The sequence below is a fragment of the Streptomyces sp. NPDC047869 genome, assembly GCF_040704065.1.
Taxonomy (GTDB): Bacteria; Actinomycetota; Actinomycetes; order Streptomycetales; family Streptomycetaceae; genus Streptomyces.
Genome location: NZ_JBEYRK010000001.1, coordinates 113046 through 135335, shown reverse-complemented (window position 1 = coordinate 135335; position 22290 = coordinate 113046). Strand labels below are relative to the sequence as shown.

Here is a 22290-nt window from a genome sequence, read left to right as displayed (position 1 = left end):
TGTGTCCCGGGCCACAGCTCATCAGACGCGGGGGTCCGATGACAAGGGTCGACGGCGAAATTGGTTTAGACCTGTCGACCGGCCGGGCGGTCAAACCGGACTCCGCAGCTCCGGGGCCGTCCCGGTCTCCTGTTCAGCCTCCTCTTCCGCCTCCTTTCCCGCAGCTCCCGCCACGTGCTCGAACACCGTGGTGCCGTCCCCGCTCCCATCGAGCAGATAGGCCTGCGCCTCGCCCACGTGGAAGTACATCCCGTGCAGCTCCAGCGCACCGGCCGCCAGAGCGCGCGCGACCGTGTCGTGCGCCCGCAGGTGCTCCAGCTGCTGGACCACGTTGGCCAGGCCCAGCCGCTCCACCGCGTCGGCGGGAGGCCGCCCGGCGAGCAGGGGCCGGTCACGCTGGTCGCCGGCCATCCGGTCGAGGCTCGGCCGCCCATGCCCGAGCCACCGCTTCAGCGAGGTCACCGCACCCCCGGGCTCGGCGGCCAGCAGCGCCTGCATGGCCCCGCATCCGGAGTGCCCGCACACCGTGATCGACCGCACCCCGAGCACGTCCACCGCGTACTCGATGGCCGCCGCCACCGAGTGGTCGCCGTGCTCCTCGCCCGGCGGCGGCACCAGGTTGCCGATGTTGCGGACGACGAACAGGTCGCCGGGACCGCTGGAGGTGATCATCGACGTGACCAGCCGGGAGTCGGCGCAGGTGAGGAAGAGCTGCGAGGGCCGCTGCCCCTCCTGCGCGAGCCGCGCCAGCTCCTCCCGCACCAGCGGGGCGGTGTTCCGCTGGAACGAGCTGATGCCGCGGGCGAGTTCGTGGGAGACGGACGTGGTGGGAGCCTGTGCGAAGCAGGCCCGGTGGTTGCGCCAGGGTGTCCAGGGCCGGCACCGGCACACCGCGGACGGGCCGGGATCCGACGAGCGGACTCTGCCGCGCCGGCCGGTCAGCTCGGCGGTTCCGCCCCGCGCGCGGTGCGTGTTCTGCCAGTCCTGCAGTGACTCGTACGCCGCGTGGTCCATGAACGAGCCGTCCAACTCCACGACGACGTGCACGCCCTGGGGTACGAGATGCAGGGCTCTGCTGAGCCGGGGCACGGCGAGGAACGTCAGCTGGCCTCGTACGCGTACGTGATGGACTCCTTCCTTCTCCGTGTGCGTGATGCGGGTATGGGCGAGGCGGTGCAGGGCGAGGGCCACCGCCACGGCGACCCCGAGGGCCACGCCCTCCAGGACGCCGAAGATCACCACGCCGAGTGTGGTGGCGGCGTACACCAGCACTTCACGGTGGCGGGTCACCGTGCGGATGTGGTTCAGGGACACCATCTGGATGCCGACGGCCATCACCAGGGAGGCGAGCGAGGCGAGCGGGATCCACTCCAGGAGCGGGACCATCAGCAGTGCGGCGGCTACTACGAAAACGCCGTGCAGCATCGTGGAGTTCCGGCTCACGGCACCCGAGTTCACATTCGCGGTGCTCCGCACGGCCACCCCTGCCACGGGCAGTCCGCCGAGCGCCCCGGAGACGATGTTGGCGGCGCCCTGGCCGAGCAGCTCGCGGTCGAGGTCCGAGCGCCCGACGTGGGCCTGCGGTCCGGGCCGGGCGGCGACCAGCTTGTCCACGGCGACCGCGCCGAGCAGCGACTGCACACTGCACACCAGCGTGGTGGTGAGCACGGCGGCGGCGATGCCGAGTCCCGGGCCCTCGGGCAGCCCGGCCAGTGCGTGACTGGTCCAGGACGGCAGGTCGACCCGGGGCAGGACCAGTCCGGTCAGCGCGGCGGTGACGGTGGCTCCGGTGACGGCCACCAGGGCGGCTGGGACCCGGCGCAGCAGCCGGCCGGCGCGGCCGGGGACGCGCGGCCAGGCCAGCAGCAGGGTCAGGGTGAGTGCGCTCATCGACAGGGCGGCCGGGTCCACGTCCGCCAGTTGGGCGGGCAGGGCGCGCAGGTTGGCGAGTACGGAACTGTCGGGGCTGCCGCCGAGGACGATGTGCAACTGGGCGACGGCGATGGTGACGCCGATACCGGCGAGCATGCCGTGCACCACGGCGGGGCTGACCGCGAGCGCGCCGCGGGCCACACGCAGGCAGCCCAGGCCCAGTTGGGCGAGTCCGGCGAGGACGGTGATGCCGCAGGTGGTCCGCCAGCCGTAGCGGTGGATGAGGTCGGCGGTGACCACCGTGAGTCCGGCGGCGGGGCCGCTGACCTGAAGCGGGCAGCCGCCGAGCCGGCCGGCGACCAGTCCGCCGACCGCCGCGGCGACCAGTCCGGCCTGGAGCGGGGCGCCGGTCGCGAGGGCGATGCCCAGGGACAGGGGCAGGGCGATCAGGAAGACCGCGATGGAGGCGGACAGGTCGGCGCCCTGGACGAGGCGGCGACGCGGGGCCCGGGGCGGGCTGTGCGGCGGGTGGGAGTGCTGGGTGTGGGTGGGGGCGCAGGCTGTCATGGTCCCGTCTCCTCCGGGTGGCGCGGTCGCGTACGGGGGTGGATCCCCGCCGGTGCGGGGGCTCGGTCGCGGGGGCACGGCGTGCAGTGGCGGGATGGGATCAACGCTTCGTAAACGAACCGTAATGCAGAGTAAAGGTCATGCATAGCTTTTAGTCGCAAATGGGGTAAACGGTCACCTCTCCGGGCGAAGCGATCATTTCATCGGCTTGTCGTACTAATTCCTTCTCGGGCCCGTGCGACCTTGGCGGCGCTGTCGGTACAACCCGGCACATCACCTGAAAACGCCCTCATCAGCGTTTGCCTGAGAGAAGGAAGAAGGTGGGGCGGAAGATGGCCGCCACCCAGAGGATCGCCGTGGGCGCCATGGTCGCCGCGGCCTGTACAGCGTCGCTGGCCGGTTGCTCGTCCGGCGGCAACGGCCCGAAGGAAGGAGCGCCCGGCCCGCGACAGGGGGCGCCGGCGCCCAACAGTGTGCTCCGTCTGATCGGCGACGGGTCCACCGCGTATACCGGCGGGCAGCCGCACCTGCCCGTCCCCGAGCGGCTCAAGCCCGGTCAGAAACCTCCTCAGTTCGTGGTGTTCTCCTGGGACGGGGCGGGGGAGGACAGCCAGAAACTGTTCTCCCACTTCCGCAAGGTCTCCAAGGAGAACAACGCGACGATGACGTACTTCCTCAGCGGCGTGTATCTGCTGCCGGAGGAGAAACGCGACCTCTACAGACCGCCGCAACACGCCCCGGGCAGCTCGGAGATCGGCTTCAACGACGCGCAGGGCATCAACGACACCCTCAAGCAGGTGCGGCTGGCCTGGCTCGAGGGCAACGAGATCGGCACCCACTTCAACGGCCACTTCTGCGGCCCCGACGGCGGCGTCGGCGAGTGGTCGGTGAAGGAGTGGAAGAGCGAGATCGCCCAGGCCAAGCAGTTCGTGAAGAACTGGCGGACCAACACCGGCATGAAGAAGGCGGCCCCGCTGCCCTTCGACTACGAGAAGGAGCTGATCGGCGCCCGAACCCCCTGCCTGGAAGGGCAGAAGAACTTCAGGAAGGCGGCCCGCCAACTGGGCTTCCGCTACGACTCCAGCGGAGTCGACGACCAGGTGTGGCCCGAGAAGAAGGACGGCCTGTGGGACCTGTCGATGCAGCTGGTCCCCTTCCCCGGGCACACCTACGAGCAGTTGACCATGGACTACAACTTCATGGTCAACCAGTCCGGCACGCAGACCCAGGGCGACCCCGACATGTACGACTACTGGGGCGACCAGATGCGTGACGGGTTGCTCAAGGGCTTCTACCGGGCCTACGACGGCAACCGCGCGCCGATGATCATCGGCAATCACTTCGAGTCATGGAACGGCGGCACCTATATGCGTGCCATCGACGAGGTGGTGAAGGAGGTGTGCAACAAGCCCGAGGTGCGCTGTGTCTCCTTCCACCAGCTCGCCGACTGGCTGGACGCGCAGGACCCGAGGACACTGGCCAAGCTGCGCACCCTGAAGGTCGGCGAGGCGCCCCGGCAGGGCTGGGCGTCCCTCCTGTCCGGGCGCCCGGCCCCGGCGCCCAAGGGCGTCCCCGGGGCGCCGGCGGTCAAGCAGTAGGCGTCACACCGGAGCCGCCAGACCCTCACCGAGCACGAACCCGGGGTCGACCTGCGCCGCCAGGTCGACCCCGGTGCGCTCGTTGCCCCAGGCCTCGGCGTTCCGCAGATGGAAGTGGACCATCTGGCGCGTGTAGCGCTCCCAGTCGCGCAGTTCGTATGTGGCATCGGCGGCGGCCCGGAGGGTCTGCAGGGAGCGGGCGTTGCCCTCCTCCAGGAGACCGAACCGGGGCGGGCGGCCCTTCTCCATGGCGCGCACCCAGTCCGAGTGCCCGACCGTCACCAGCAGGTCGTCACCGGCCTCCGCGCGGAGGAAGTCGATGTCGTCCTGCCCCTGGATCTTGTTGCCGACGACCTTCAGGGCCACGCCGAAGTCGCGGGCGTACTCCTTGTACTGGCGGTAGACGGAGACCCCCTTCCGGGTCGGCTCGGCGACGAGGAACGTCATGTCGAACCGGGTGAACAGGCCGGAGGCGAAGGAGTCCGAACCCGCCGTCATGTCGACCACGACGTAATCGTCGGGGCCGTCGACGAGGTGGTTCAGGAACAGCTCCACCGCTCCCGTCTTCGAGTGGTAGCAGGCGACCCCCAGGTCGGCGTCCGTGAAGGGGCCGGTGACCATCAAACGGACCGCGCCGCCGTCGAGTTCCACCGGGCGCGCACAGGCGTCGTACACCGCGTTCGGCTCCCGCACCCGCACCAGTCGCGAGCCCTCGCCGGGCGGGGTCGTCTTGATCATCGTCGCGGTGGAGGCGATGCGCGGGTTGGAGCCGCGCAGATGGTCCTTGATCAGCGGCAGTTGCTCGCCCATCGCGGGCAGCGCGGCCGCCTGGGCCTCGTCGAGGCCGAGCGCCGGGCCGAGGTGCTGGTTGATGTCGGCGTCGATGGCGAGGACCGGGGCGCCGCTGGCCACGAGGTGGCGGATGAAGAGGGAGGAGAGCGTGGTCTTGCCGCTGCCCCCCTTCCCGACGAAAGCAATTTTCATGTTCACGAACAGTAGTGAAGTGATAGCTCTCAGTGTCAGGCGCAGTGAAGAAGACCACTCCTTCGTGGGGTGGAGTCGTGGGGTGCGTAATGTCGTACTCATGAGTACGACAGGCGCGACCGCCGATCCGCTCGCGGCCCTGGGCTCGCTGCCCGGTGTGGCCGAGTCCGTGGAGTCCGTGCGCAAGGCAGTGGACCGGGTCTACGGCCACCGGGTCATGCGTCGCCGCAGCAACGAGATCACCTCCGAGGCCGCCCTGCGCGGGGCCCGGGGCTCGGCCGCGCTGTCCGGCGCCGACTGGGCCCTGGAGGAGGTGCGGCGGCGCTCCGACTTCAGTGCCGACGCCGAGGCGATGGTCGTGGGCGCGGCGCTCAGGCTGACGGCCGAGGCGGGTCAGCTGCTGTCCATCTGGCGGCAGTCGCCCCTGCGGGTACTGGCCCGGCTGCATCTGGTGGCCGCCGCCACGCAAGGTGAGGAGGTCGGCCGTCCGCGCCAGGCGGGAGAACCGGTCGACGAGCCGCTGCTCGAGCTGCCGCTGCCGGACGCCCGGGAGGTGTCGGGCCGGCTGGAGGGGCTGGCGGACCTGATCATCGCGGGCTCCTCGGCACCGGCCCTGGTCACCGCGGCGGTGGTGCACGGCGAACTGCTCGCACTGCGCCCCTTCACCTCGCACAACGGCCTGGTGGCGCGTACGGCCGAGCGGATCGTCCTGATCGGCAGCGGTCTCGACCCCAAGGCGGTCTGCCCGGCCGAGGTGGGCCACGCAGAGCTGGGCCGCGCCTCCTACCTGACCGCGCTCGACGGGTATGTCTCCGGCACTCCCGAGGGCATGGCGGCCTGGATCGCCCACTGCGGCCGTGCGGTCGAACTCGGAGTGCGCGAGTCCACCGCGGTCTGCGAGGCGCTGCAGCGCGGGGCCGCCTGAGCCGTGGCCGGCGGGCGCATGCGAAAGGCCCCCTGAAGGGGCCAGGACAGGGATGCGGCGGTACGAGTTCTCGTACCGCCGCTGGCATGCTCACCGGGTTACCAAGCGTCCTCGATATGTGCCCATCAGGTCGGGGACTTTGCCCGTCACCTGGTGCGGCTGGCCCGTAATCGACGGGTCGACGTCGCGTGGGTGCCCGGTGTTCATGCGGGGTCCGTGGGGCCATGTGCGTAGTAGTAGGGAATCCTCACGGATGTCCTGTGGTCTCGCGGGCCTGAAACCTTTGTACTGCACCCCCGGAGCAAGTGGAACCCCTGCCCGCACATCTTTACTTTCAGGTTCAAACGCCGTGAATCGGTCACGAGTCGACGGACCGGCGCCGACTCGCGTACCAGACGAGGCCCGCGGTGGCGGCCGCCGCACCTATGGCCGCCGCCGCTACGAGGGCCGGGCGGGGCGGTACGGAGAATCCGGGCAGTCGCTGCTTGAGCCGGACCGGCCTGGCGAACTCCATGACCGGCCATCCGCGTGCGACCGCCTCGCGGCGCAGCGCGCGGTCCGGGTTCACGGCGTGCGGGTGCCCGACCGCCTGAAGCATGGGCAGGTCGGTCGCCGAGTCGCTGTAGGCGTAGCAGCGGTCCAGGTCGTACCCCTCGGACACGGCCAGCTCCCTGACGGCCTCGGCCTTGGTCGGGCCGTACGCGTAGTACTCCACCTCACCGGTGAAGCAGCCGTCGTCGCCCACCACCATGCGTGTGGCCACCACGCGGTCGGCACCCAGCAACTCCCCGATCGGCTCGACCACCTCGGCGCCCGATGTGGACACGATCACCACGTCGCGTCCGGCCGTGTGGTGCTCCTCGATGAGGGAGGCGGCCTCGTCGTAGATGATCGGGTCGATCAGGTCGTGCAGGGTCTCGGCGACGATCTCCTTCACCTGCTGGACGTTCCAGCCTCGGCACATCGCGGACAGATACTGGCGCATCCGCTCCATCTGGTCGTGGTCGAGGCCGCCGGCCAGGAAGACGAACTGGGCATATGCGGTACGCAGCGCGGCCCTGCGATTGATCAGTCCACCCTGGTAGAACGACTTGCTGAAGGTGAGTGTGCTCGACTTCGCAATGACCGTCTTGTCCAGGTCAAAGAAGGCTGCTGCGCGAGGCAAGGAGTGGTTTTCCACGTCCTGAGCATAGGCGCCCACCATTCGGCGTAAGGTGGGGCGCGTGGGTTTGCCTGAGAGGGCTCTCGGGTACACCATGGAAGTCACGGATCGTTCGCGACCGTGCTAACCCGGCCCGACTCCTCCCCCCCCGAGTCGGCCGTGGGGACGACCCCCGCTCTCCCCCCCGGCGGGGGTCGTCGCATGTCCGGACGGTTTTTCTCCCCTTTTCAACATGTCTCGCGACCGGTCGCGCGCAGCGCCGACCGGACTTCACCATGCCCGTGATCGATTACGGAAAGTAATCGAAGGGTTGCTCTGTGGATGGTGCGGAGAGGCCGGCGCAGAGGTCACCGGTATGGGTGATGGCGATATTCACAACGACTGAGTTGTCCACGGTTTTCGACCAAGATCCACATGATTTTCCGGATCGCTGCACCGTGATTCCCACGCGCTCCGACGGCTGCGAGTTCATGGCCGGTTCCGATTGCCGGAGTGCCTATGGCCGGTTTCTGGCGCCCGCAAAGGGCGCCGCTCGCCGGCTCTTCACATCTTTGGGAATCGCGGGGCCGCGGAGGCCGCGCGGAAGACATGGGAAGGGGGAGCACACGTGACCGGAACCATCGCCCACGATCCGTCACCGGCCGCCGGAGGCCTGCCGGGACGGCCGCTCATCGTCACCGAGGACGCGGATCTCCTGGACGATCTGCTGCGCCTGTGCGCGGCCGCGGGCGCCACGCCCGAGGTGCATCACGGTGTACCCGATCACGGCGGTGGCTGGGAAGCGGCCCCGCTCGTCCTGGTCGGCGACGACGCGGCCCGCCGTCTGCGCGGAGCGGCGCGCCGGCGCGGGGTGGTGCTGGTCGGACGGGACCAGGACGACTCCGGCGTGTGGAGAAGGGCCGTACAGATCGGCGCCGACCACGTCCTGATGCTGCCCGACGGGGAGCAGTGGCTGGTCGACCGCATCGCCGATGTCGCCGAGGGCGTCGGCCGCCCGGCCCTGACCGTCGGCGTCGTCGGCGGCCGTGGCGGGGCCGGCGCGTCCACGCTGGCCTGCGCTCTGGCCGTCACGTCCGCTCGCGAGGGGCTGCGCACCCTCCTCGTCGACGCCGATCCGCTGGGCGGCGGACTCGACGTGCTCCTCGGCGGGGAAAGCGCCGAGGGGCTGCGCTGGCCCGCCTTCGCCGCCTCCCGCGGCCGGGTCGGCGGCGGCGCGCTGGAGGAGTCGCTGCCCCGGTTGCACTCGCTGCGGGTGCTCAGCTGGGACCGCGGCGACTGCGTGGCCGTCCCGGCCCAGGCCGTCCGCGCGGTGCTCGCCGCCGCCCGGCGGCGTGGCGGCACGGTCGTCGTCGACCTCCCGCGGCGCCTGGACGACGGGGTCGCCGAAGCCCTCGCCCAGCTCGACCTGGCACTGCTCGTCGTCCCGGCCGAGCTGCGGGCGGTCGCGGCCGCCGGCCGGGTCGCCTCGGCACTCGGCATGGTCGTGAGGGACCTGCGGGTGGCGGTGCGCGGGCCGTACGCGCCCGGCCTCGACGACCGTGAGGTCGCCCGGCTGCTCGGCCTGCCCCTGGCCGGCGAGGTGCCCGTCGAACCGGCTCTGCAGCGTGCTCACGGCACCGCCAGGCCGCCCGCCGCGACCGGCCGCGGCCCGCTGGCCCGCTTCTGCGCCACGTTCTGGGAACAGGCGCTGGTCGAGGCGGGTGGCCCCCGATGAGCCTGCCCGGACTCGACCGGGCCGACGTCACGGCCCTGCTGGACGGGGTCCGCCGCCGGCTCGCGGAGAGCGGCGCCGAGCCGACCCCGGCGCGCGTCGCCCAGGCACTGCGCGAACAGGGTCGTGTCCTCGGTGACGCCGAGGTGCTCGGCGCGGCCGAGCAGCTGCGGTCGGAGCTCGTCGGAACCGGCCCGCTGGAGCCGCTGCTCGCCGATCCGAGCGTCACCGACGTCCTGGTGTCCGCCCCCGACCGGGTGTGGGTGGACCGTGGCGGCGGTCTGGAGCTGACCCCGGTGGCCTTCCCGGACGCGACGGCCGTACGGCGTCTCGCGCAGCGGCTGGCCGCCGTGGCCGGACGCCGGCTGGACGATGCCCGCCCCTGGGCCGATGCCCGGCTGCCCGACGGGACCCGGCTGCACGCGGTGCTGCCCCCGGTGGCCGTCGGCTGCACCTGCCTGTCCCTGCGCGTCGTGCGACCCCGGGCGTTCACGCTCAAGGAACTGGTCGAGGCGGGCACCGTGCCGCCCGGCGGGGACCGGATCCTGCGGGCGCTGCTCGCGGCCCGGCTGTCCTTCCTCGTCAGCGGCGGCACCGGCAGCGGCAAGACGACCCTGCTGAGCGCGCTGCTCGGCCTGGTCGAACCAGGCGAACGGATCGTGCTCGCCGAGGACTCGGCGGAGCTGAGACCGGACCACCCGCACGTCGTACGGCTGGAGACCCGGCCGGCCAACCAGGAGGGTGCGGGCCTCGTGACCCTGGAGGACCTCGTCCGGCAGGCGTTGCGGATGCGGCCCGACCGTCTGGCCATCGGCGAGGTGCGGGGCCCCGAGGTGGTGCACCTGCTGGCCGCGCTCAACACCGGCCACGAAGGCTGCGGGACCGTGCACGCCAACGCCGCCGCCGACGTGCCCGCCCGCCTGGAGGCGCTTGGAACGGCGGCGGGGCTCGACCGGGCGGCCCTGCACAGCCAGTTGGCGGCCGCGTTGTCGGTGGTGCTCCACCTCGTACGCGACCGGTCCGGGCGGCGCCGGATCGCCGAGGTGCACGTGCTGGAACGGGATGGCTCGGGGTTGGTGCGGACGGTACCGGCGTTGCGCTGGGGTGTGCGGGCCTTCACCCGGGAGCGGGGCTGGGAGCGGCTGCGGGAGCTGCTGAGCGGCGGGTCCGGGATCGAGCGGGACGAGAGGAGCGCGGGAAGTGAGCACTGAGGCGTCGATGGGCGCAGCGGCGGTCTGTGTCGGGGCGGCGGCCTGGCTGCTGGGCGGACGGCATCACGGGGTGCGGCGCGCGAGGCTGCTGCTGGCGGGGGGCGCGGGGGTGGCGGCCGGCCCGCCCTCCTGGGAGCGGGCCGTCGGTGAACTGCGGCAGGTGCGGGAGCGGTTGCGGCCGGAATGGTGGTCGCTCGTGGCCGGGTTGCTGCTCGCACTGCTGGGCGCCTCGGTGATTCCGGTCGTCGCGGGGGCGGCCGGGGTGCCGGTGCTGCGCAGGATGCGGCTGGCCCGGCAGGCAGGGCGGGCCAGGGAGCGGCGCGCGGACGCGGTGATCGGCCTGTGCGGGGCGCTGGCCGGGGAGGTGCGCGCGGGACGGCAGCCCGGTGAGGCACTGCTGCGGGCCGCCCGGGACTCCGGCGGGCTCGGGGAGGCGCGGGACGGCGTGGTCGCGGCCGCGCGGTTCGGCGGCGATGTGCCGGGCGCGCTGGCCGTCGCGGCCCGGCAGCCGGGCGCCGAGGGGCTGCTGGGTCTCGCCGCCTGCTGGCGGGTGGCCGTGGACCAGGGCGCCGGGCTCGCCGACGGCCTCGACCGGCTGGACGGGGCGCTGCGTGCCGAACGGGACCAACGGGCGGATCTACGGGCCCAACTGTCCGGGGCCCGGGCGACGGCGCTGCTGCTCGCCGCGCTGCCCGCCCTCGGGCTGCTGCTCGGCTCGGCCATGGGCGCCGACCCGCTGCGGGTGCTGCTGCACAGCGGGGCCGGGCTGGGCTGCCTGGTGGCAGGAGCGGTGTTCGAGGGCGCCGGGGTGTGGTGGGCGGGACGGATCGTGAGGGGAGCTGAGGCGGTATGAGCGGTGAGGTCGTCCACAGGCTGGGGACAGTCGCGGTTGTCCTGCTGAGTGCGGGCTGGGCGGCCCGGTGGCTGGTCATGGCCCGGCGCCGGCGCCGGGCGCGGCGCAGGGTGACCGAACTGCTGGCCCTGGTGAAGGCCGGTTCCGGCCCGCCCTTCGCGGTCGGGGACACGGTACGGCGGTGGCTGCCGGTCGCGGGGGCGATGTGCGGGGCGTGGGTGCTGGCCGGCGGCGCGGCCGGCGCGGTCGTGGCGCTCGCCGTCGGCGCGGGGATGTGGCGGTGGCGGCTCCGGCGGACGGAGGCGGGCCCGGGGGAGGAGGCCGACAGAGCGCTCGCGGCCCGCCAGCTCCCCCTTGCCGCGGATCTGCTGGCCGCCTGCATCGCGGCCGGAGCCGGTCCGGTGATCGCCGCCCAGGCGGTGGGGGAGGCCCTCGGCGGGCCCGTTGGGGACGCGCTGGAGCGGGGCGCGGCGGTGGTGCGGCTCGGTGGTGAACCGGGCGACGCCTGGAGCCGGCTGGCCGGTCTGCCCGGCGCCGGTGCGCTGGCCCGGCTGCTGGAACGGGCCGACGAGTCGGGTCTGCCCGCCGCCGCTCCCGTCGCCCGCCTCGCCTCCGACGCGCGCGCCGAGTGGGCCAGAGCGGCTACGGCGCGGGCGCGCCGGGCGGGCGTGCTGGTCTCCGCGCCGGTCGGGCTGTGCTTCCTGCCCGCCTTCATCGCGATCGGTGTGCTGCCCGTGGTGATCGGGCTGGCGGGCGGCGTGATGGGAGGAGGTGGCGGCTGACGGCGACGGCGGAGGGCGTGGCCGCGGGCGACGCGGTGCCGGTGACGGCGCGAGACGCGGACGGCGTGGTTTCGGAAACGGACGAGAAAGCTGGAGCGAAGGGAGTTCGAGGTGCGGAAGAAGGCCGGAAAGCTGCGGGTTTCGGTGCGGGAGCGATGGCGCGCGGACGGAGGGATGGTGACCTCGGAGTACGCGATGGGGATCGTGGCCGCGGTCGGATTCGCGTTGCTGCTCTACGAGGTCGTCACCAGCGGCCAGGTCAAGGCGGAACTGCAGGCCATCGTGAAGCGGGCCCTCAGTGCGCGGATGTGAGCGGGGGTCGGACCGCGGGTTCGTGACCGCGGAGTCGGCCGTGGTGCTGTCGGTGCTGGTGGCGTTCACCATGGCGCTGGTCTGGGGGCTGCTCGTGGTGGCGGCCCAGATCCAGTGCGTGGACGCCGCCCGCACCGGCGCTCGGGCCGCCGCCCGGCAGGACCCGGCCGACGCGGTGGTGGAGGTGACCCGGCAGGTGGCACCGCGCGGGGCGCGGGTGACGGTCGGCCGTGCGGGTGACCAGGTCCGGGTGACGGTGGTGGCCAGACCGCCGGTGCTGTCCGGACTGCCGTTCGAGGTACGGGAGGAGGCGGTGGCGGCGGCGGAGGAGACCGTCGGCACGGGTACTGGCGCCGACACGGACCACGGCACGGGCACCGATCCGGGCACGGGCACCGGCGCCGGTACAGGCACAGACACCGGAACAAGCACGGGCACCGGCTCCAGAGCCGACACCGGTGCCGGAGCCGGCCTGGGCAGAGGCGCGGTGGCCGGGTCCGCGGGGGAGCCGGGGTCATGAGGCGCCCGCGAGGTGAACTCCGTCGCGACGCCCGGAGCCGGGACCGGGGCTCCGCCACCGTCTGGAGCATCGGGGTGATCACCGTGCTGTGTGTGGTGTTCGGCGCCGTGCTCGCCCTCGGGCAGGCGGTCGTGGTCAGACACCGGGCGGCCGGCGGCGCGGATCTGGCGGCGCTCGCCGCCGCGGACCACTGGGCCGAGGGCACCGCCGGCGCCTGCGCCAGGGCGGAACGGGTGGCCGCGGCCCAGGGAGTCCGGCTGGTGCGGTGCGTGATCGCGGGCGAGACCTCGGACGTCACGGCGGCCGCGGGACGAGGGCCGTTCGCGGCGGAGGTCAGGGCCAGAGCCGGACCGCCCGGCACCCTGCCCCCGGCGGCGGGGACACCCGCTCCGAGGCCGTCCGCCTGATCCGGGAGGCGCACCTCGGCACCTCAGCCCTGTGCCGCCGAGTCCTCGCGCGGCTTCTCCTCGGGAGCCTCCCGCAGCAGCACCGTGAGGAGCCGTACCGCCCCCCTCTTGTGCAGCGGGTCGTTGCCGTTGCCGCACTTGGGGGACTGGATGCAGGAGGGGCAGCCCGCCTCGCACTCGCAGGAGGCGATGGCCTCCCGGGTCGCGGCGAGCCAGGCGCGGGCGGTGTGGAAGGCGCGCTCCGCGAAGCCCGCGCCACCCGGATGGCCGTCGTAGACGAACACCGTCGGCAGGAGGGTGTCCGGGTGCAGCGGGACCGACACACCGCCGATGTCCCAGCGGTCGCAGGTGGCGAACAGGGGGAGCATGCCGATCGAGGCGTGCTCGGCGGCGTGCAGGGAGCCGCCGAGGATCTCCGGGGCGATCCGCGCCTCGTCCAGCTGGTCCTCGGTGACCGTCCACCACACCGCGCGCGTGCGCAGCGTACGAGGAGGGAGGTCGAGCTTCGTCTCACCGAGCACTTCACCCGTGATGAGCCGTCGGCGCAGGAAGGAGACCACCTGGTTGGTGACCTCGACCGAGCCGTAGCAGAGCCGGCCGGAGCCCCAGGGGACCTCGACGTCAGTCTCCAGGACGGAGATCGAAGTGGTGTCCCGGGCGACCGTCGAGTACGGCGGGTCGGCCTGCTCGACCAGCGCGACGGAGTCCTCCAGGTCGAGCGAGCGCACCAGATAGGTGCGGCCCTGGTGCAGGTGCACCGCGCCCTCGTGCACCGCGGAGTGCGCGGCGCCCGCGTCGACCGTGCCGAGCAGCCGGCCCGTGCCCGCCTCCACGACCTGCACCGGCCGCCCGCCCGCGCCGCGGATGTCGGTCAGGTCTGCAGCCCGCTCCCGGCGTGTCCAGTGCCAGGCCCGGGTACGGCGGCGCAGCAGCTTCGCGGCCTCCAGCTGTGGCAGCAGCTCCGCGCAGGCGGGCCCGAAGAGGCCGAGGTCCTCCTCGGTCAGCGGGATCTCCGCCGCCGCGGCACACAGGTGCGGGGCGAGGACGTACGGGTTGTCCGGGTCGAGGACGGTCGATTCCACCGGTTGGTCGAACAGGGCCTCGGGATGATGGACGAGAAAGGTGTCCAGGGGGTCGTCGCGGGCCACCAGCACCGCCAGGGCGCCCTGTCCGGAGCGGCCCGCGCGGCCCGCCTGCTGCCACAGGGAGGCGCGCGTGCCGGGGTAGCCGGCGATCAGGACCGCGTCCAGGCCCGAGACGTCCACGCCCAGCTCCAGGGCCGTCGTGGCGGCGAGTCCGAGGAGTTCGCCGGAATGCAGGGCGCGTTCCAGTGCCCGGCGCTCCTCAGGGAGGTAGCCGCCCCGGTAGGCCGCGACACGCCGGGCGAGGGAGCGGTCGACCTCGGCCAGGCGCTCCTGAGTGATCACCGAGATGAGTTCGGCGCCGCGCCGGGAGCGCACGAAGGCGACCGAGCGCACGCCCTGCACGGTGAGATCGGTCAGCAGGTCGGCGGTCTCGGCGGTGGCCGTGCGCCGGACGGGTGCGCCCTTCTCGCCGTGCAGTTCGGTGAGCGGGGGTTCCCACAGGGCGAAGACCAATTCGCCGCGCGGTGAGGCGTCGTCGGCGACCTCCACCACCGGCAGTCCGGTGAGTCGGCCGGCGGCCACGGCGGGCTCGGCGGCGGTCGCGGAGGCCAGCAGGAACACGGGGGAGGCGCCGTAGCGCGCGCACAGGCGGCGCAGGCGGCGCAGCACCTGGGCGACGTGCGAGCCGAACACGCCCCGGTAGGTGTGGCACTCGTCGATGACGACGTATTTGAGCGCCTTCAGGAAGGAGGACCAGCGGGGGTGGGAGGGCAATATCCCGCGGTGCAGCATGTCGGGATTGGTGAGGACGTAGTTCGCGTACTGGCGGATCCACTCCCGTTCCTCGAACGGGGTGTCGCCGTCGTACACGGCTGGGCGTACGGCACCGGCCAAAGGTTGTGAAAGTTCCTTCACCGAGCGGCACTGGTCCGCCGCGAGCGCCTTGGTGGGCGCCAGGTACAGCGCGGTGGCCCCGCGGCCGTTCGGGGCCTCGGAGCCGTCCAGCAGGGTCGACATGACCGGCACGAGGTAGGCGAGGGACTTGCCCGAGGCGGTGCCGGTGGCGACCACCACCGAGTCGCCGTCCAGGGCGTGCTCGGCGGCCAGCGCCTGGTGGGCCCACGGGTGCTCGATGCCGCACGCCTGCACCGCGGCGATCACCTCCGAGCGAATCCGGTCAGGCCAGACTGCATGCCGACCCGCGCGCGGGGGCAAGTGCTCCGTATGAGTGATGCGCGCAGATCGGCTCGGCCCGGAGGCGAGCCGGTTCAGGACGGTGCCCGGAGACGGGCGGGACCCGGGGTCCGCCATGGGTCGATCGGATCGGTGATTCTTGGCCATCGGCACCGAGTGTGTCACCGGCGTGACGGACAATGGAGCCAAGGCGTCGTGCACGCACGCCGGTAAGTGATTGAATGCCATCGCGGCTGGCGGTGCGCCCCGGGGGCCGCAGGCCGGTGTACCGAGGGGCGACCGCTCGATAGCAAGGTGCTGGAGGATCCGTGGACCTGTCCCTGTCGACCCGTACCGTCGGCGATCGTACGGTCGTCGAGGTCGGTGGCGAAATCGATGTATACACCGCGCCCAAGCTGCGCGAGCAGTTGGTCGAGCTGGTGAACGACGGGAATTTCCACCTCGTCGTCGACATGGAGGGCGTGGACTTCCTCGACTCCACCGGGCTCGGCGTGCTGGTCGGCGGCCTGAAGCGGGTGCGTGCCCACGAGGGCTCGCTGCGCCTGGTCTGCAACCAGGAGCGCATTCTGAAGATCTTCCGGATCACCGGCCTCACCAAGGTGTTCCCGATCCACACCTCGGTCGAGGAAGCGGTGGCGGCCACCGACTGACCCTGGCCGGTCACCTGTTCCGGGCCGCTCGCCGGCCCGGAACAGCGGTCGGCCCCGCCCCGGGCCGGTTGGCCCGGGGCCCAGTAGTACCAGCAGGGGGTGCGGGCTCTCGGCGGCCCCGCCCCCGGACCGCACGCCCGTAGTCGCGAGGGGGATGCATGGCCACCGTCGAACTCCGCTTCAGCGCGCTGCCCGAGCACGTCCGGACCGCCCGCCTGGTTGCGGCAGCGGTGGCGCGCAGGGCCGGAGTGGACGAGGCGGTACTCGACGAGGTGCGCCTCGCCGTGGGCGAGGCCTGCTCCCGTGCCGTCGGACTCCACCAGAGCAACGCCATCACGGCACCCGTGAAGGTGGCGCTGATCGAGGACGAGAAGCAGTTCTCCATCGAGGTCGGCGACGAGGCCCCGCACGCCGTCCCCGCCGAGCGAGTGGCCGGCGGAGCCGCCGCGGACGCGGACGTGGAGGCCGAGGAGGACGAGATGGGCCTCGCGGTCATCAGCGGCCTCGTTGACGACGTGGAGGTCACCACGGGCCGGGACGGCGGTCTGATCCGCATGAGCTGGCCCACCGCCCCGCCGGCCGTCACGCTCGTCTGAACCCGCGCATCGCGCGTCCGCGCACCGCGCACAGCGCATCGAAGGGCCCTGCTGAGCAGGGCCCTTCGTGCTGTCTCCGGCACGGCCGGGAATTCGTGAAGGAATTCACGATCAATACCCTGATAATTTGATCAAGCATCAATGTGGCCGTCAATGCCTTTGAGGCGTTACCACTTTCGGGTTCATGGCGGGCGCTCGATCATTTGCTGAGGAGCACAACAAGGCGAATTCCGTTTCCCGTCCCCTGTTTAGATCACTCCGGGGTACCTACAATCCGTCCACATCTTGAGCTCAGCCCAAGCGTCAAGGAGGACGAATGGCGGGGCTTTCTACCCCTCATCAGTTTGGCCACCCCACAACCCTCGCGGCCGCGGTACTCACGGAAGACAACCGGATCATCGTGGCGGTGATCGCGGCCGTCGCCCTGGCCGCGCTCGCGGTCGCAGGCGTCCTGGTGCGCCAGGTGCTGGCGGCGGGCGAGGGCACCGACAGCATGAAAGAGATCGCCGGAGCGGTCCAGGAAGGTGCCAAGGCGTATCTCGCCCGGCAGTTGCGCACGCTCGGCGTATTCGCCGTCGTCGTGTTCTTCCTGCTCCTGCTGCTGCCCGCGGACGACTGGAATCAGCGTGCCGGACGATCGGTGTTCTTCCTGATCGGCGCGGTGTTCTCGGCGACCACCGGCTATATCGGCATGTGGCTCGCCGTGCGCAGCAATGTGCGCGTCGCCGCCGCGGCCCGGGAAGCGACCCCGGGCGAAGGCGAACCCGAAAAAGATCTCACCACCGTCTCGCACACCGCGATGAAGATCGCGTTTCGCACGGGCGGCGTCGTCGGCATGTTCACGGTGGGGCTCGGCCTGCTGGGCGCCTCCTGCGTGGTGCTGGTGTACGCGGCCGACGCGCCGAAGGTGCTGGAGGGCTTCGGCCTCGGCGCCGCCCTGATCGCCATGTTCATGCGCGTGGGCGGCGGCATCTTCACCAAGGCCGCCGACGTCGGCGCCGACCTGGTCGGCAAGGTCGAGCAGGGCATTCCGGAGGACGACCCGCGCAATGCCGCGACCATCGCCGACAACGTGGGCGACAACGTCGGCGACTGCGCGGGCATGGCGGCGGACCTGTTCGAGTCGTACGCGGTCACCCTGGTGGCCGCGCTGATCCTCGGCAAGGCCGCCTTCGGCGACTCAGGGCTCGCCTTCCCGCTGCTGGTGCCCGCGATCGGTGTGCTCACCGCCATGATCGGTATCTTCGCGGTCGCGCCGCGCCGGGCCGACCGCAGTGGCATGACGGCGATCAACCGCGGCTTCTTCATCTCGGCGGTGATCTCCCTCGTACTGGTCGCGATCGCGGTCTTCCTCTACCTGCCCGCGAAGTACTCCGACCTGGGCGGCGTCACCGACGCGGCGATCCGCGCCAAGGACGGCGACCCGCGGATCCTCGCCCTGGTGGCGGTGGCGATCGGCATCCTGCTCGCCGCCGTGATCCAGCAGCTCACCGGCTACTTCACCGAGACCAACCGCCGCCCGGTCAGGGACATCGGCAAGACCTCCCTCACGGGCCCGGCCACCGTCGTCCTCTCCGGCATCTCGGTGGGTCTGGAATCGGCCGTCTACACCGCCCTGCTCATCGGGCTCGGCGTGTACGGCGCGTTCCTGCTCGGCGGCACCTCGATCATGCTCGCGCTGTTCGCGGTGGCCCTGGCCGGCACCGGCCTGCTCACCACGGTCGGTGTGATCGTCGCCATGGACACCTTCGGGCCGGTCTCGGACAACGCGCAGGGCATCGCCGAGATGTCCGGTGACGTCGAGGGCGCGGGCGCCCAGGTGCTCACCAATCTGGACGCGGTCGGCAACACCACCAAGGCCATCACCAAGGGCATCGCCATCGCCACCGCCGTCCTCGCGGCATCGGCGCTCTTCGGCTCGTACCGGGACGCCATCACCACCAACGTGCAGGACGTCGGCGCGAAGCTCACCGGCCCCGGCTCACCGATGAGCCTGTCGCTGGACATCTCGCAGCCCAACAACCTCGTCGGTCTCATCGCGGGCGCCGCGGTCGTCTTCCTCTTCTCCGGACTGGCCATCAACGCCGTGTCGCGTTCGGCCGGTTCGGTGGTGTTCGAGGTGCGGCGGCAGTTCCGTGAGAAGCCCGGGATCATGGACTTCACCGAGAAGCCCGAGTACGGCAAGGTCGTCGACATCTGCACCAAGGACGCCCTGCGCGAGCTGGCCACACCCGGTCTGCTCGCGGTCATGGCGCCGATCTTCATCGGCTTCACGCTCGGCGTCGGCGCGCTCGGCTCCTACCTCGCGGGCGCGATCGGCGCCGGCACGCTGATGGCGGTGTTCCTCGCCAACTCCGGCGGCGCCTGGGACAACGCCAAGAAGCTGGTGGAGGACGGCCACCACGGCGGCAAGGGCAGCGAGGCCCACGCCGCCACGGTGATCGGCGACACGGTCGGCGACCCCTTCAAGGACACCGCGGGGCCGGCGATCAACCCGTTGCTGAAGGTCATGAACCTGGTCTCGCTGCTCATCGCGCCCGCGGTGATCAAGTTCTCCTACGGCGACGACAAGAACCTCGGCGTGCGGATCGGGATCGCGATCCTCGCGCTGCTGGTCATCGTCGTCTCGGTGTACGTCTCCAAGCGGCGCGGGATCGCCGTCGGCGACGACGAGAGCGCCGAGCGGGTCTCCAACTCGCCCGACGCGGCGGTCGTTTCGTAGCCCCCTTTCACCGGGTCTGAGCAACGGGCGGGCGGGCGGCACGTGTTGACGTGCCGCCCGCCCGTCGCGTGTGCGGTGCCGCCCCGGCCGTGAGCCTTCTCTCCCATGGTGCAAAGAATCACAAAAGCAGACTTCCGGGGCCTTCGGCATGTGGGGGGTGTCGGTATGCCGTGTAGATTCCGGGGGCCGAGAGCCATGGAAGGGACCGATCCGGTGAACAAGAAGCTCACGGCCGCACTGTCCGGCGGTGCGGTACTGGTAGTGGCGTTGTCGGGATGCAGCGGCAGCAAGGACAGCGGGCCCGACCCCAAGCTGGTCGCCTGGGCCAAGACGGTGTGCGACGCGGTGCCCGGGCAGGACGCCAAGATCAGGGAGGCGAACGCCTCCATCGCCAAGATAGCCACGGACAGCAACCTGCCGCCCAAGACGGCCAAGAGCACGTACGCGTCGGCCTTCCAGGACATGGCCGACGGCTACAAGGGGCTGGCCGCCGCCATCAACAGCGCCGGAGCGCCTCCCGGGGTCGAGGGCGGTGCCAAGCGGCAGAAGGACGCCGCCAAGAACCTCGCCGGCCTCGCCACGGCCTATGGCGACCTGAAGAAGAAGGTCGACGGGCTGGACACCAAGGACCAGGGCAAGTTCGCCAAGGGCCTGCACGAGGTCGCCGACCAGACGAAGCAGATCGGCGAGCAGAGCAACAGCGGCACGGAGGCGCTGAAGCGGCTGGAGCAGGGCGATGTGAAGGAGGCGATCGCCAAGCAGCCGAGCTGCAAGGTCGCCGCATCGGGCTCCGCCACCGCGTCGGCCACGACCGGCTGACCCCGGCGGCCGACCGACCGCCCGGGAGACAGACGTCGCGGGCGGCCGGACGGCATCCGTGGCCGGCCGGCCCCGGGTGCCCGACAGGCATCCGGGGCCGGCGGACACGGTCGGCCCGCCCGCCGCGCTGAGGCGGCCCCGGCCGGCCGCGCCGGGCCACAATGGGGACGTGACTGACTCCGGCCTCGCCCCCCTGCCCGCAACCGACCGGCCCGACGTCGCCGCACGCCTGCGCGACGCCCTGCTCGCCGCCTCCTTCACCGCCGACGGGCTGCTCGATCTGCTCGGCGCCCCCGCCTACGCGGCGCTGGCCCGCAGCGAGACCGTGCCCGCGCTCCGGGCCACCCGCGGCGACACGCCGCTGGAGACGCTCGTACGCCTCTTCCTGCTCCAGCAACCGGTGCCGCACGCGCGCGTGGCGTCCGTTCTGCCCGTCGCGGAGGCGCTGGAGGGCGGCTGGCTCAGGTCCGTGGCCGGTGACGAGGTCGCCGCGACCGTGGACGTACGGCCCTACGGCGGCCCCGACGGCGAGGACTGGTTCATCGTGTCCGACCTGGGCTGCGCGGTCGGCGGCGCGGGCGGCATCGGCCGGCGGGACGAGGGAGTGGTCCTGGGCGTCGGCGGCGCCTCCATGACCCTGGCCGGCATCACCGTGCGCACGCCCGTCGCCTCCGCGCTCGACCTCGGCACCGGTTCCGGCATCCAGGCACTGCACGCCTCCTCGCACGCCACGCGCGTGACGGCGACCGACGTCAACCCGCGCGCGCTGCACATCACCGCCCTCACCCTGGCGCTCTCCGGCGCGTCGGCCGCCGACCTGCGCGAGGGGTCGCTGTTCGAGCCGGTCCGGGACGACGAGACGTTCGACCTGATCGTGTCCAACCCTCCGTTCGTGATCTCGCCGGGCGCCCGGTTGACGTACCGCGACGGAGGCATGGGCGGGGACGATCTGTGCCGCTCGCTCGTTCAGCAGGCGGGGGAACGACTCAGCGAGGGCGGGTTCGCGCAGTTCCTCGCCAACTGGCAGCACGTCGCGGGGGAGGACTGGCAGGACAGACTCAGGTCGTGGGTGCCGCGCGGGTGCGATGCCTGGATCGTGCAGCGCGAGGTGCAGGACGTCACGCAGTACGCCGAGCTGTGGCTCCGGGACGCCGGGGACCACCGCGGCGACCCGGCGGAGTACCAGGCGCGCTACGACGCCTGGCTCGACGAGTTCGAGGCGCGCAAGGTCAAGTCGGTCGGCTTCGGCTGGATCACCCTGCGCAGGACCGGGGCGGCGGAGCCCTCGATCACCGTGGAGGAGTGGCCGCACTCGATCGAACAGCCGCTCGGGGAGGCGATCCGGGCGCACTTCGACCGCCTCGACTACCTCCGGGACCACGACGACGCCGCCCTGCTCGAAGGCCACTTCGTGCTGACCGCCGAGGTGGTCCAGGAGCAGGTCGGGCTGCCCGGCGCGGAGGACCCCGAGCACGTGGTGCTGCGTCAGCACCGCGGTATGCGTCGTGCCACGAAGGTGGACACGGTCGGCGCGGGCTTCGCCGGCGTGTGCGACGGCACGCTGAGCGCCGGCCGCATCCTCGACGCGATCGCCCGGCTCGTCGGCGAGGACCCGGTCCTGCTGCGCGACCGCACCCCCGCGCAGATCCGGCTGCTGGTCGAGCAGGGCTTCCTGGAACCGGCGCGCCGGCCGGACACGGGGCGCGACGGGTCGCGGTGACGGGAGCGCGGTGACGTCCCCGCGCCACGCTGCCGTACCACCGCTCCCCGGGCCGTCGTAGCCGCGTCCGGACCGTCGTCGTATGCCGGTGGCACAGGCCGGAACGTGCCGGTGCCGGTAAAACGGCCGGAAAAATACGGGTGCGGTTCGGCCGGGGCGCGTTCGTGCCCGCGTTCGAATGCTCGGGGGCCTTCCGTTCACCCCGATGTCGCCCGCCCGTCTCCCGCGCGTGCCACCCTCCCCGCGCTGGGTACGGCGGACGGCGCGGAAGGGGCGGGCGGGGTCATGGAGAGCGGACCGGCGATCTTCGCCGGAGTGGTGTTCGCCCTGTTCGGGGGTGCCCTGCTGGTGTGGACCGGCACCCGGGTACGGCACCGTCAGCCGGTCGCCCAGGGTGTGAGCCCGGTCGCATCGGCGGCCCTCGCCGGTGCCGTCGCGGTCGTCGCGCTGGGCCTCGCCGGGTACTGCCTGACCCGCCTCTGACGTCGGCGGCCGTGGTACCGCTCCGGTAATAGGAGCGTCACGCTCCGGACAGGGGAGCGGGGGCGGCCGAGGAGTCCGGGCGGCAGGAATGCCGGTAGTCGGGTTACCGTTCGAGTG

General features: G+C 72.2%; 18 protein-coding genes and 1 pseudogene. 15 read left to right on the top strand and 4 right to left on the bottom strand.

Annotated elements, in window-relative coordinates; all coding sequences use genetic code 11:
- Nucleotides 1-90 precede the first annotated feature (90 nt).
- Entirely contained in the window at nucleotides 91-2439 is a 2349-nt protein-coding gene (locus tag AB0924_RS00615) for a SulP family inorganic anion transporter (RefSeq protein ID WP_366910328.1), read from the bottom strand.
- Nucleotides 2440-2771: 332 nt separating this feature from the next.
- Here AB0924_RS00615 and AB0924_RS00610 point away from each other — a divergent pair, with 332 nt between their 5' ends.
- The gene (locus AB0924_RS00610) at nucleotides 2772-4037 is read left to right on the top strand and encodes a hypothetical protein (protein WP_358932928.1); all 1266 of its coding nucleotides are present in this window, start codon (nucleotides 2772-2774) and stop codon (nucleotides 4035-4037) included.
- A 3-nt stretch (nucleotides 4038-4040) separates the two neighbouring features.
- On the opposite strand, the gene AB0924_RS00605 is transcribed toward AB0924_RS00610, so the two are convergent.
- The gene (locus AB0924_RS00605; protein WP_366910326.1) at nucleotides 4041-5021 is read right to left on the bottom strand and encodes an ATP-binding protein; all 981 of its coding nucleotides are present in this window, start codon (nucleotides 5019-5021) and stop codon (nucleotides 4041-4043) included.
- A gap of 100 nt (nucleotides 5022-5121) precedes the next feature.
- On the opposite strand from AB0924_RS00605, the gene AB0924_RS00600 reads away from it, so the two are divergent.
- Entirely contained in the window at nucleotides 5122-5946 is an 825-nt protein-coding gene (locus AB0924_RS00600) for an oxidoreductase (RefSeq protein WP_366910325.1), read from the top strand.
- Between the two features lie 358 nt (nucleotides 5947-6304).
- On the opposite strand, the gene AB0924_RS00595 is transcribed toward AB0924_RS00600, so the two are convergent.
- Nucleotides 6305-7150 (bottom strand): HAD-IB family hydrolase, encoded by an 846-nt coding sequence (locus AB0924_RS00595; RefSeq protein WP_366910324.1) that lies wholly within the window; start codon nucleotides 7148-7150, stop codon nucleotides 6305-6307.
- Nucleotides 7151-7715: 565 nt separating this feature from the next.
- Here AB0924_RS00595 and ssd point away from each other — a divergent pair.
- The 7 genes and pseudogenes from ssd to AB0924_RS00560 all read left to right on the top strand — a co-directional run bounded on the left by ssd (nucleotide 7716) and on the right by AB0924_RS00560 (nucleotide 12904).
- Nucleotides 7716-8822, top strand: coding sequence for a septum site-determining protein Ssd (gene ssd, locus AB0924_RS00590; RefSeq protein ID WP_358932920.1), 1107 nt, complete (start codon nucleotides 7716-7718; stop codon nucleotides 8820-8822).
- On the top strand, nucleotides 8819-10030 hold the full coding sequence (locus AB0924_RS00585; protein WP_366910323.1) for a TadA family conjugal transfer-associated ATPase: 1212 nt from the start codon (nucleotides 8819-8821) through the stop codon (nucleotides 10028-10030). The genes ssd and AB0924_RS00585 overlap by 4 nt, the downstream gene beginning before the upstream one ends.
- Nucleotides 10031-10037: 7 nt before the next feature.
- Entirely contained in the window at nucleotides 10038-10883 is an 846-nt protein-coding gene (locus AB0924_RS00580; protein WP_358933124.1) for a type II secretion system F family protein, read from the top strand.
- Nucleotides 10880-11665, top strand: coding sequence for a type II secretion system F family protein (locus tag AB0924_RS00575; RefSeq protein WP_358932916.1), 786 nt, complete (start codon nucleotides 10880-10882; stop codon nucleotides 11663-11665). Before AB0924_RS00580 ends, AB0924_RS00575 begins: the two co-directional genes overlap by 4 nt.
- A 174-nt stretch (nucleotides 11666-11839) precedes the next feature.
- Nucleotides 11840-11977: a DUF4244 domain-containing protein gene (locus AB0924_RS00570; protein ID WP_358933122.1), complete on the top strand. Its 138-nt coding sequence runs from the start codon at nucleotides 11840-11842 to the stop codon at nucleotides 11975-11977.
- A gap of 22 nt (nucleotides 11978-11999) precedes the next feature.
- Nucleotides 12000-12323 (top strand): annotated as a pseudogene (locus tag AB0924_RS00565) (TadE family type IV pilus minor pilin); the annotation flags it as partial.
- 170 nt (nucleotides 12324-12493) lie between these two features.
- Nucleotides 12494-12904 carry an Rv3654c family TadE-like protein gene (locus AB0924_RS00560; protein ID WP_366910322.1) on the top strand — a complete coding sequence of 137 codons (411 nt, stop codon included), beginning with the start codon at nucleotides 12494-12496 and terminating at the stop codon, nucleotides 12902-12904.
- Between the two features lie 23 nt (nucleotides 12905-12927).
- On the opposite strand, the gene AB0924_RS00555 is transcribed toward AB0924_RS00560, so the two are convergent.
- The gene (locus AB0924_RS00555; RefSeq protein ID WP_358932911.1) at nucleotides 12928-15411 is read right to left on the bottom strand and encodes a DEAD/DEAH box helicase; all 2484 of its coding nucleotides are present in this window, start codon (nucleotides 15409-15411) and stop codon (nucleotides 12928-12930) included.
- Nucleotides 15412-15491: 80 nt separating this feature from the next.
- Between AB0924_RS00555 and bldG the strand changes: the two genes are divergently transcribed.
- The 6 genes from bldG (at nucleotide 15492) to AB0924_RS00525 (ending at nucleotide 22173) form a co-directional block, all read left to right on the top strand.
- A complete protein-coding gene (gene bldG / locus AB0924_RS00550; RefSeq protein WP_010986038.1) occupies nucleotides 15492-15833 on the top strand; it encodes an anti-sigma factor antagonist BldG in 342 nt (113 codons plus the stop codon).
- A 158-nt stretch (nucleotides 15834-15991) separates the two neighbouring features.
- Complete coding sequence (locus tag AB0924_RS00545; protein WP_199211410.1) at nucleotides 15992-16429, top strand: ATP-binding protein; 438 nt, start codon at nucleotides 15992-15994, stop codon at nucleotides 16427-16429.
- 316 nt (nucleotides 16430-16745) lie between these two features.
- Nucleotides 16746-19151, top strand: coding sequence for a sodium-translocating pyrophosphatase (locus AB0924_RS00540; protein ID WP_358932906.1), 2406 nt, complete (start codon nucleotides 16746-16748; stop codon nucleotides 19149-19151).
- Between the two features lie 213 nt (nucleotides 19152-19364).
- Nucleotides 19365-19970, top strand: coding sequence for a small secreted protein (locus AB0924_RS00535; protein ID WP_358932904.1), 606 nt, complete (start codon nucleotides 19365-19367; stop codon nucleotides 19968-19970).
- A gap of 169 nt (nucleotides 19971-20139) precedes the next feature.
- Nucleotides 20140-21690 (top strand): class I SAM-dependent methyltransferase, encoded by a 1551-nt coding sequence (locus tag AB0924_RS00530; protein ID WP_358932902.1) that lies wholly within the window; start codon nucleotides 20140-20142, stop codon nucleotides 21688-21690.
- Nucleotides 21691-21975: 285 nt separating this feature from the next.
- On the top strand, nucleotides 21976-22173 hold the full coding sequence (locus AB0924_RS00525) for a hypothetical protein (RefSeq protein WP_358932900.1): 198 nt from the start codon (nucleotides 21976-21978) through the stop codon (nucleotides 22171-22173).
- Nucleotides 22174-22290: the final 117 nt, after the last annotated feature.

Bases quoted from the DNA above. Each gene is read 5' to 3' on its own strand.
- AB0924_RS00615 (WP_366910328.1), bottom strand. From the start codon at position 2,439: ATGACAGCCTGCGCCCCCACCCACACCCAGCACTCCCACCCGCCGCAC.
- AB0924_RS00610 (WP_358932928.1), top strand. From the start codon at position 2,772: ATGGCCGCCACCCAGAGGATCGCCGTGGGCGCCATGGTCGCCGCGGCC.
- AB0924_RS00605 (WP_366910326.1), bottom strand. From the start codon at position 5,021: ATGAAAATTGCTTTCGTCGGGAAGGGGGGCAGCGGCAAGACCACGCTC.
- AB0924_RS00600 (WP_366910325.1), top strand. From the start codon at position 5,122: ATGAGTACGACAGGCGCGACCGCCGATCCGCTCGCGGCCCTGGGCTCG.
- AB0924_RS00595 (WP_366910324.1), bottom strand. From the start codon at position 7,150: ATGGTGGGCGCCTATGCTCAGGACGTGGAAAACCACTCCTTGCCTCGC.
- AB0924_RS00585 (WP_366910323.1), top strand. From the start codon at position 8,819: ATGAGCCTGCCCGGACTCGACCGGGCCGACGTCACGGCCCTGCTGGAC.
- AB0924_RS00580 (WP_358933124.1), top strand. From the start codon at position 10,038: ATGGGCGCAGCGGCGGTCTGTGTCGGGGCGGCGGCCTGGCTGCTGGGC.
- AB0924_RS00575 (WP_358932916.1), top strand. From the start codon at position 10,880: ATGAGCGGTGAGGTCGTCCACAGGCTGGGGACAGTCGCGGTTGTCCTG.
- AB0924_RS00570 (WP_358933122.1), top strand. From the start codon at position 11,840: ATGGTGACCTCGGAGTACGCGATGGGGATCGTGGCCGCGGTCGGATTC.
- AB0924_RS00560 (WP_366910322.1), top strand. From the start codon at position 12,494: ATGAGGCGCCCGCGAGGTGAACTCCGTCGCGACGCCCGGAGCCGGGAC.
- AB0924_RS00555 (WP_358932911.1), bottom strand. From the start codon at position 15,411: ATGGCATTCAATCACTTACCGGCGTGCGTGCACGACGCCTTGGCTCCA.
- AB0924_RS00545 (WP_199211410.1), top strand. From the start codon at position 15,992: ATGGCCACCGTCGAACTCCGCTTCAGCGCGCTGCCCGAGCACGTCCGG.
- AB0924_RS00540 (WP_358932906.1), top strand. From the start codon at position 16,746: ATGGCGGGGCTTTCTACCCCTCATCAGTTTGGCCACCCCACAACCCTC.
- AB0924_RS00525 (WP_358932900.1), top strand. From the start codon at position 21,976: ATGGAGAGCGGACCGGCGATCTTCGCCGGAGTGGTGTTCGCCCTGTTC.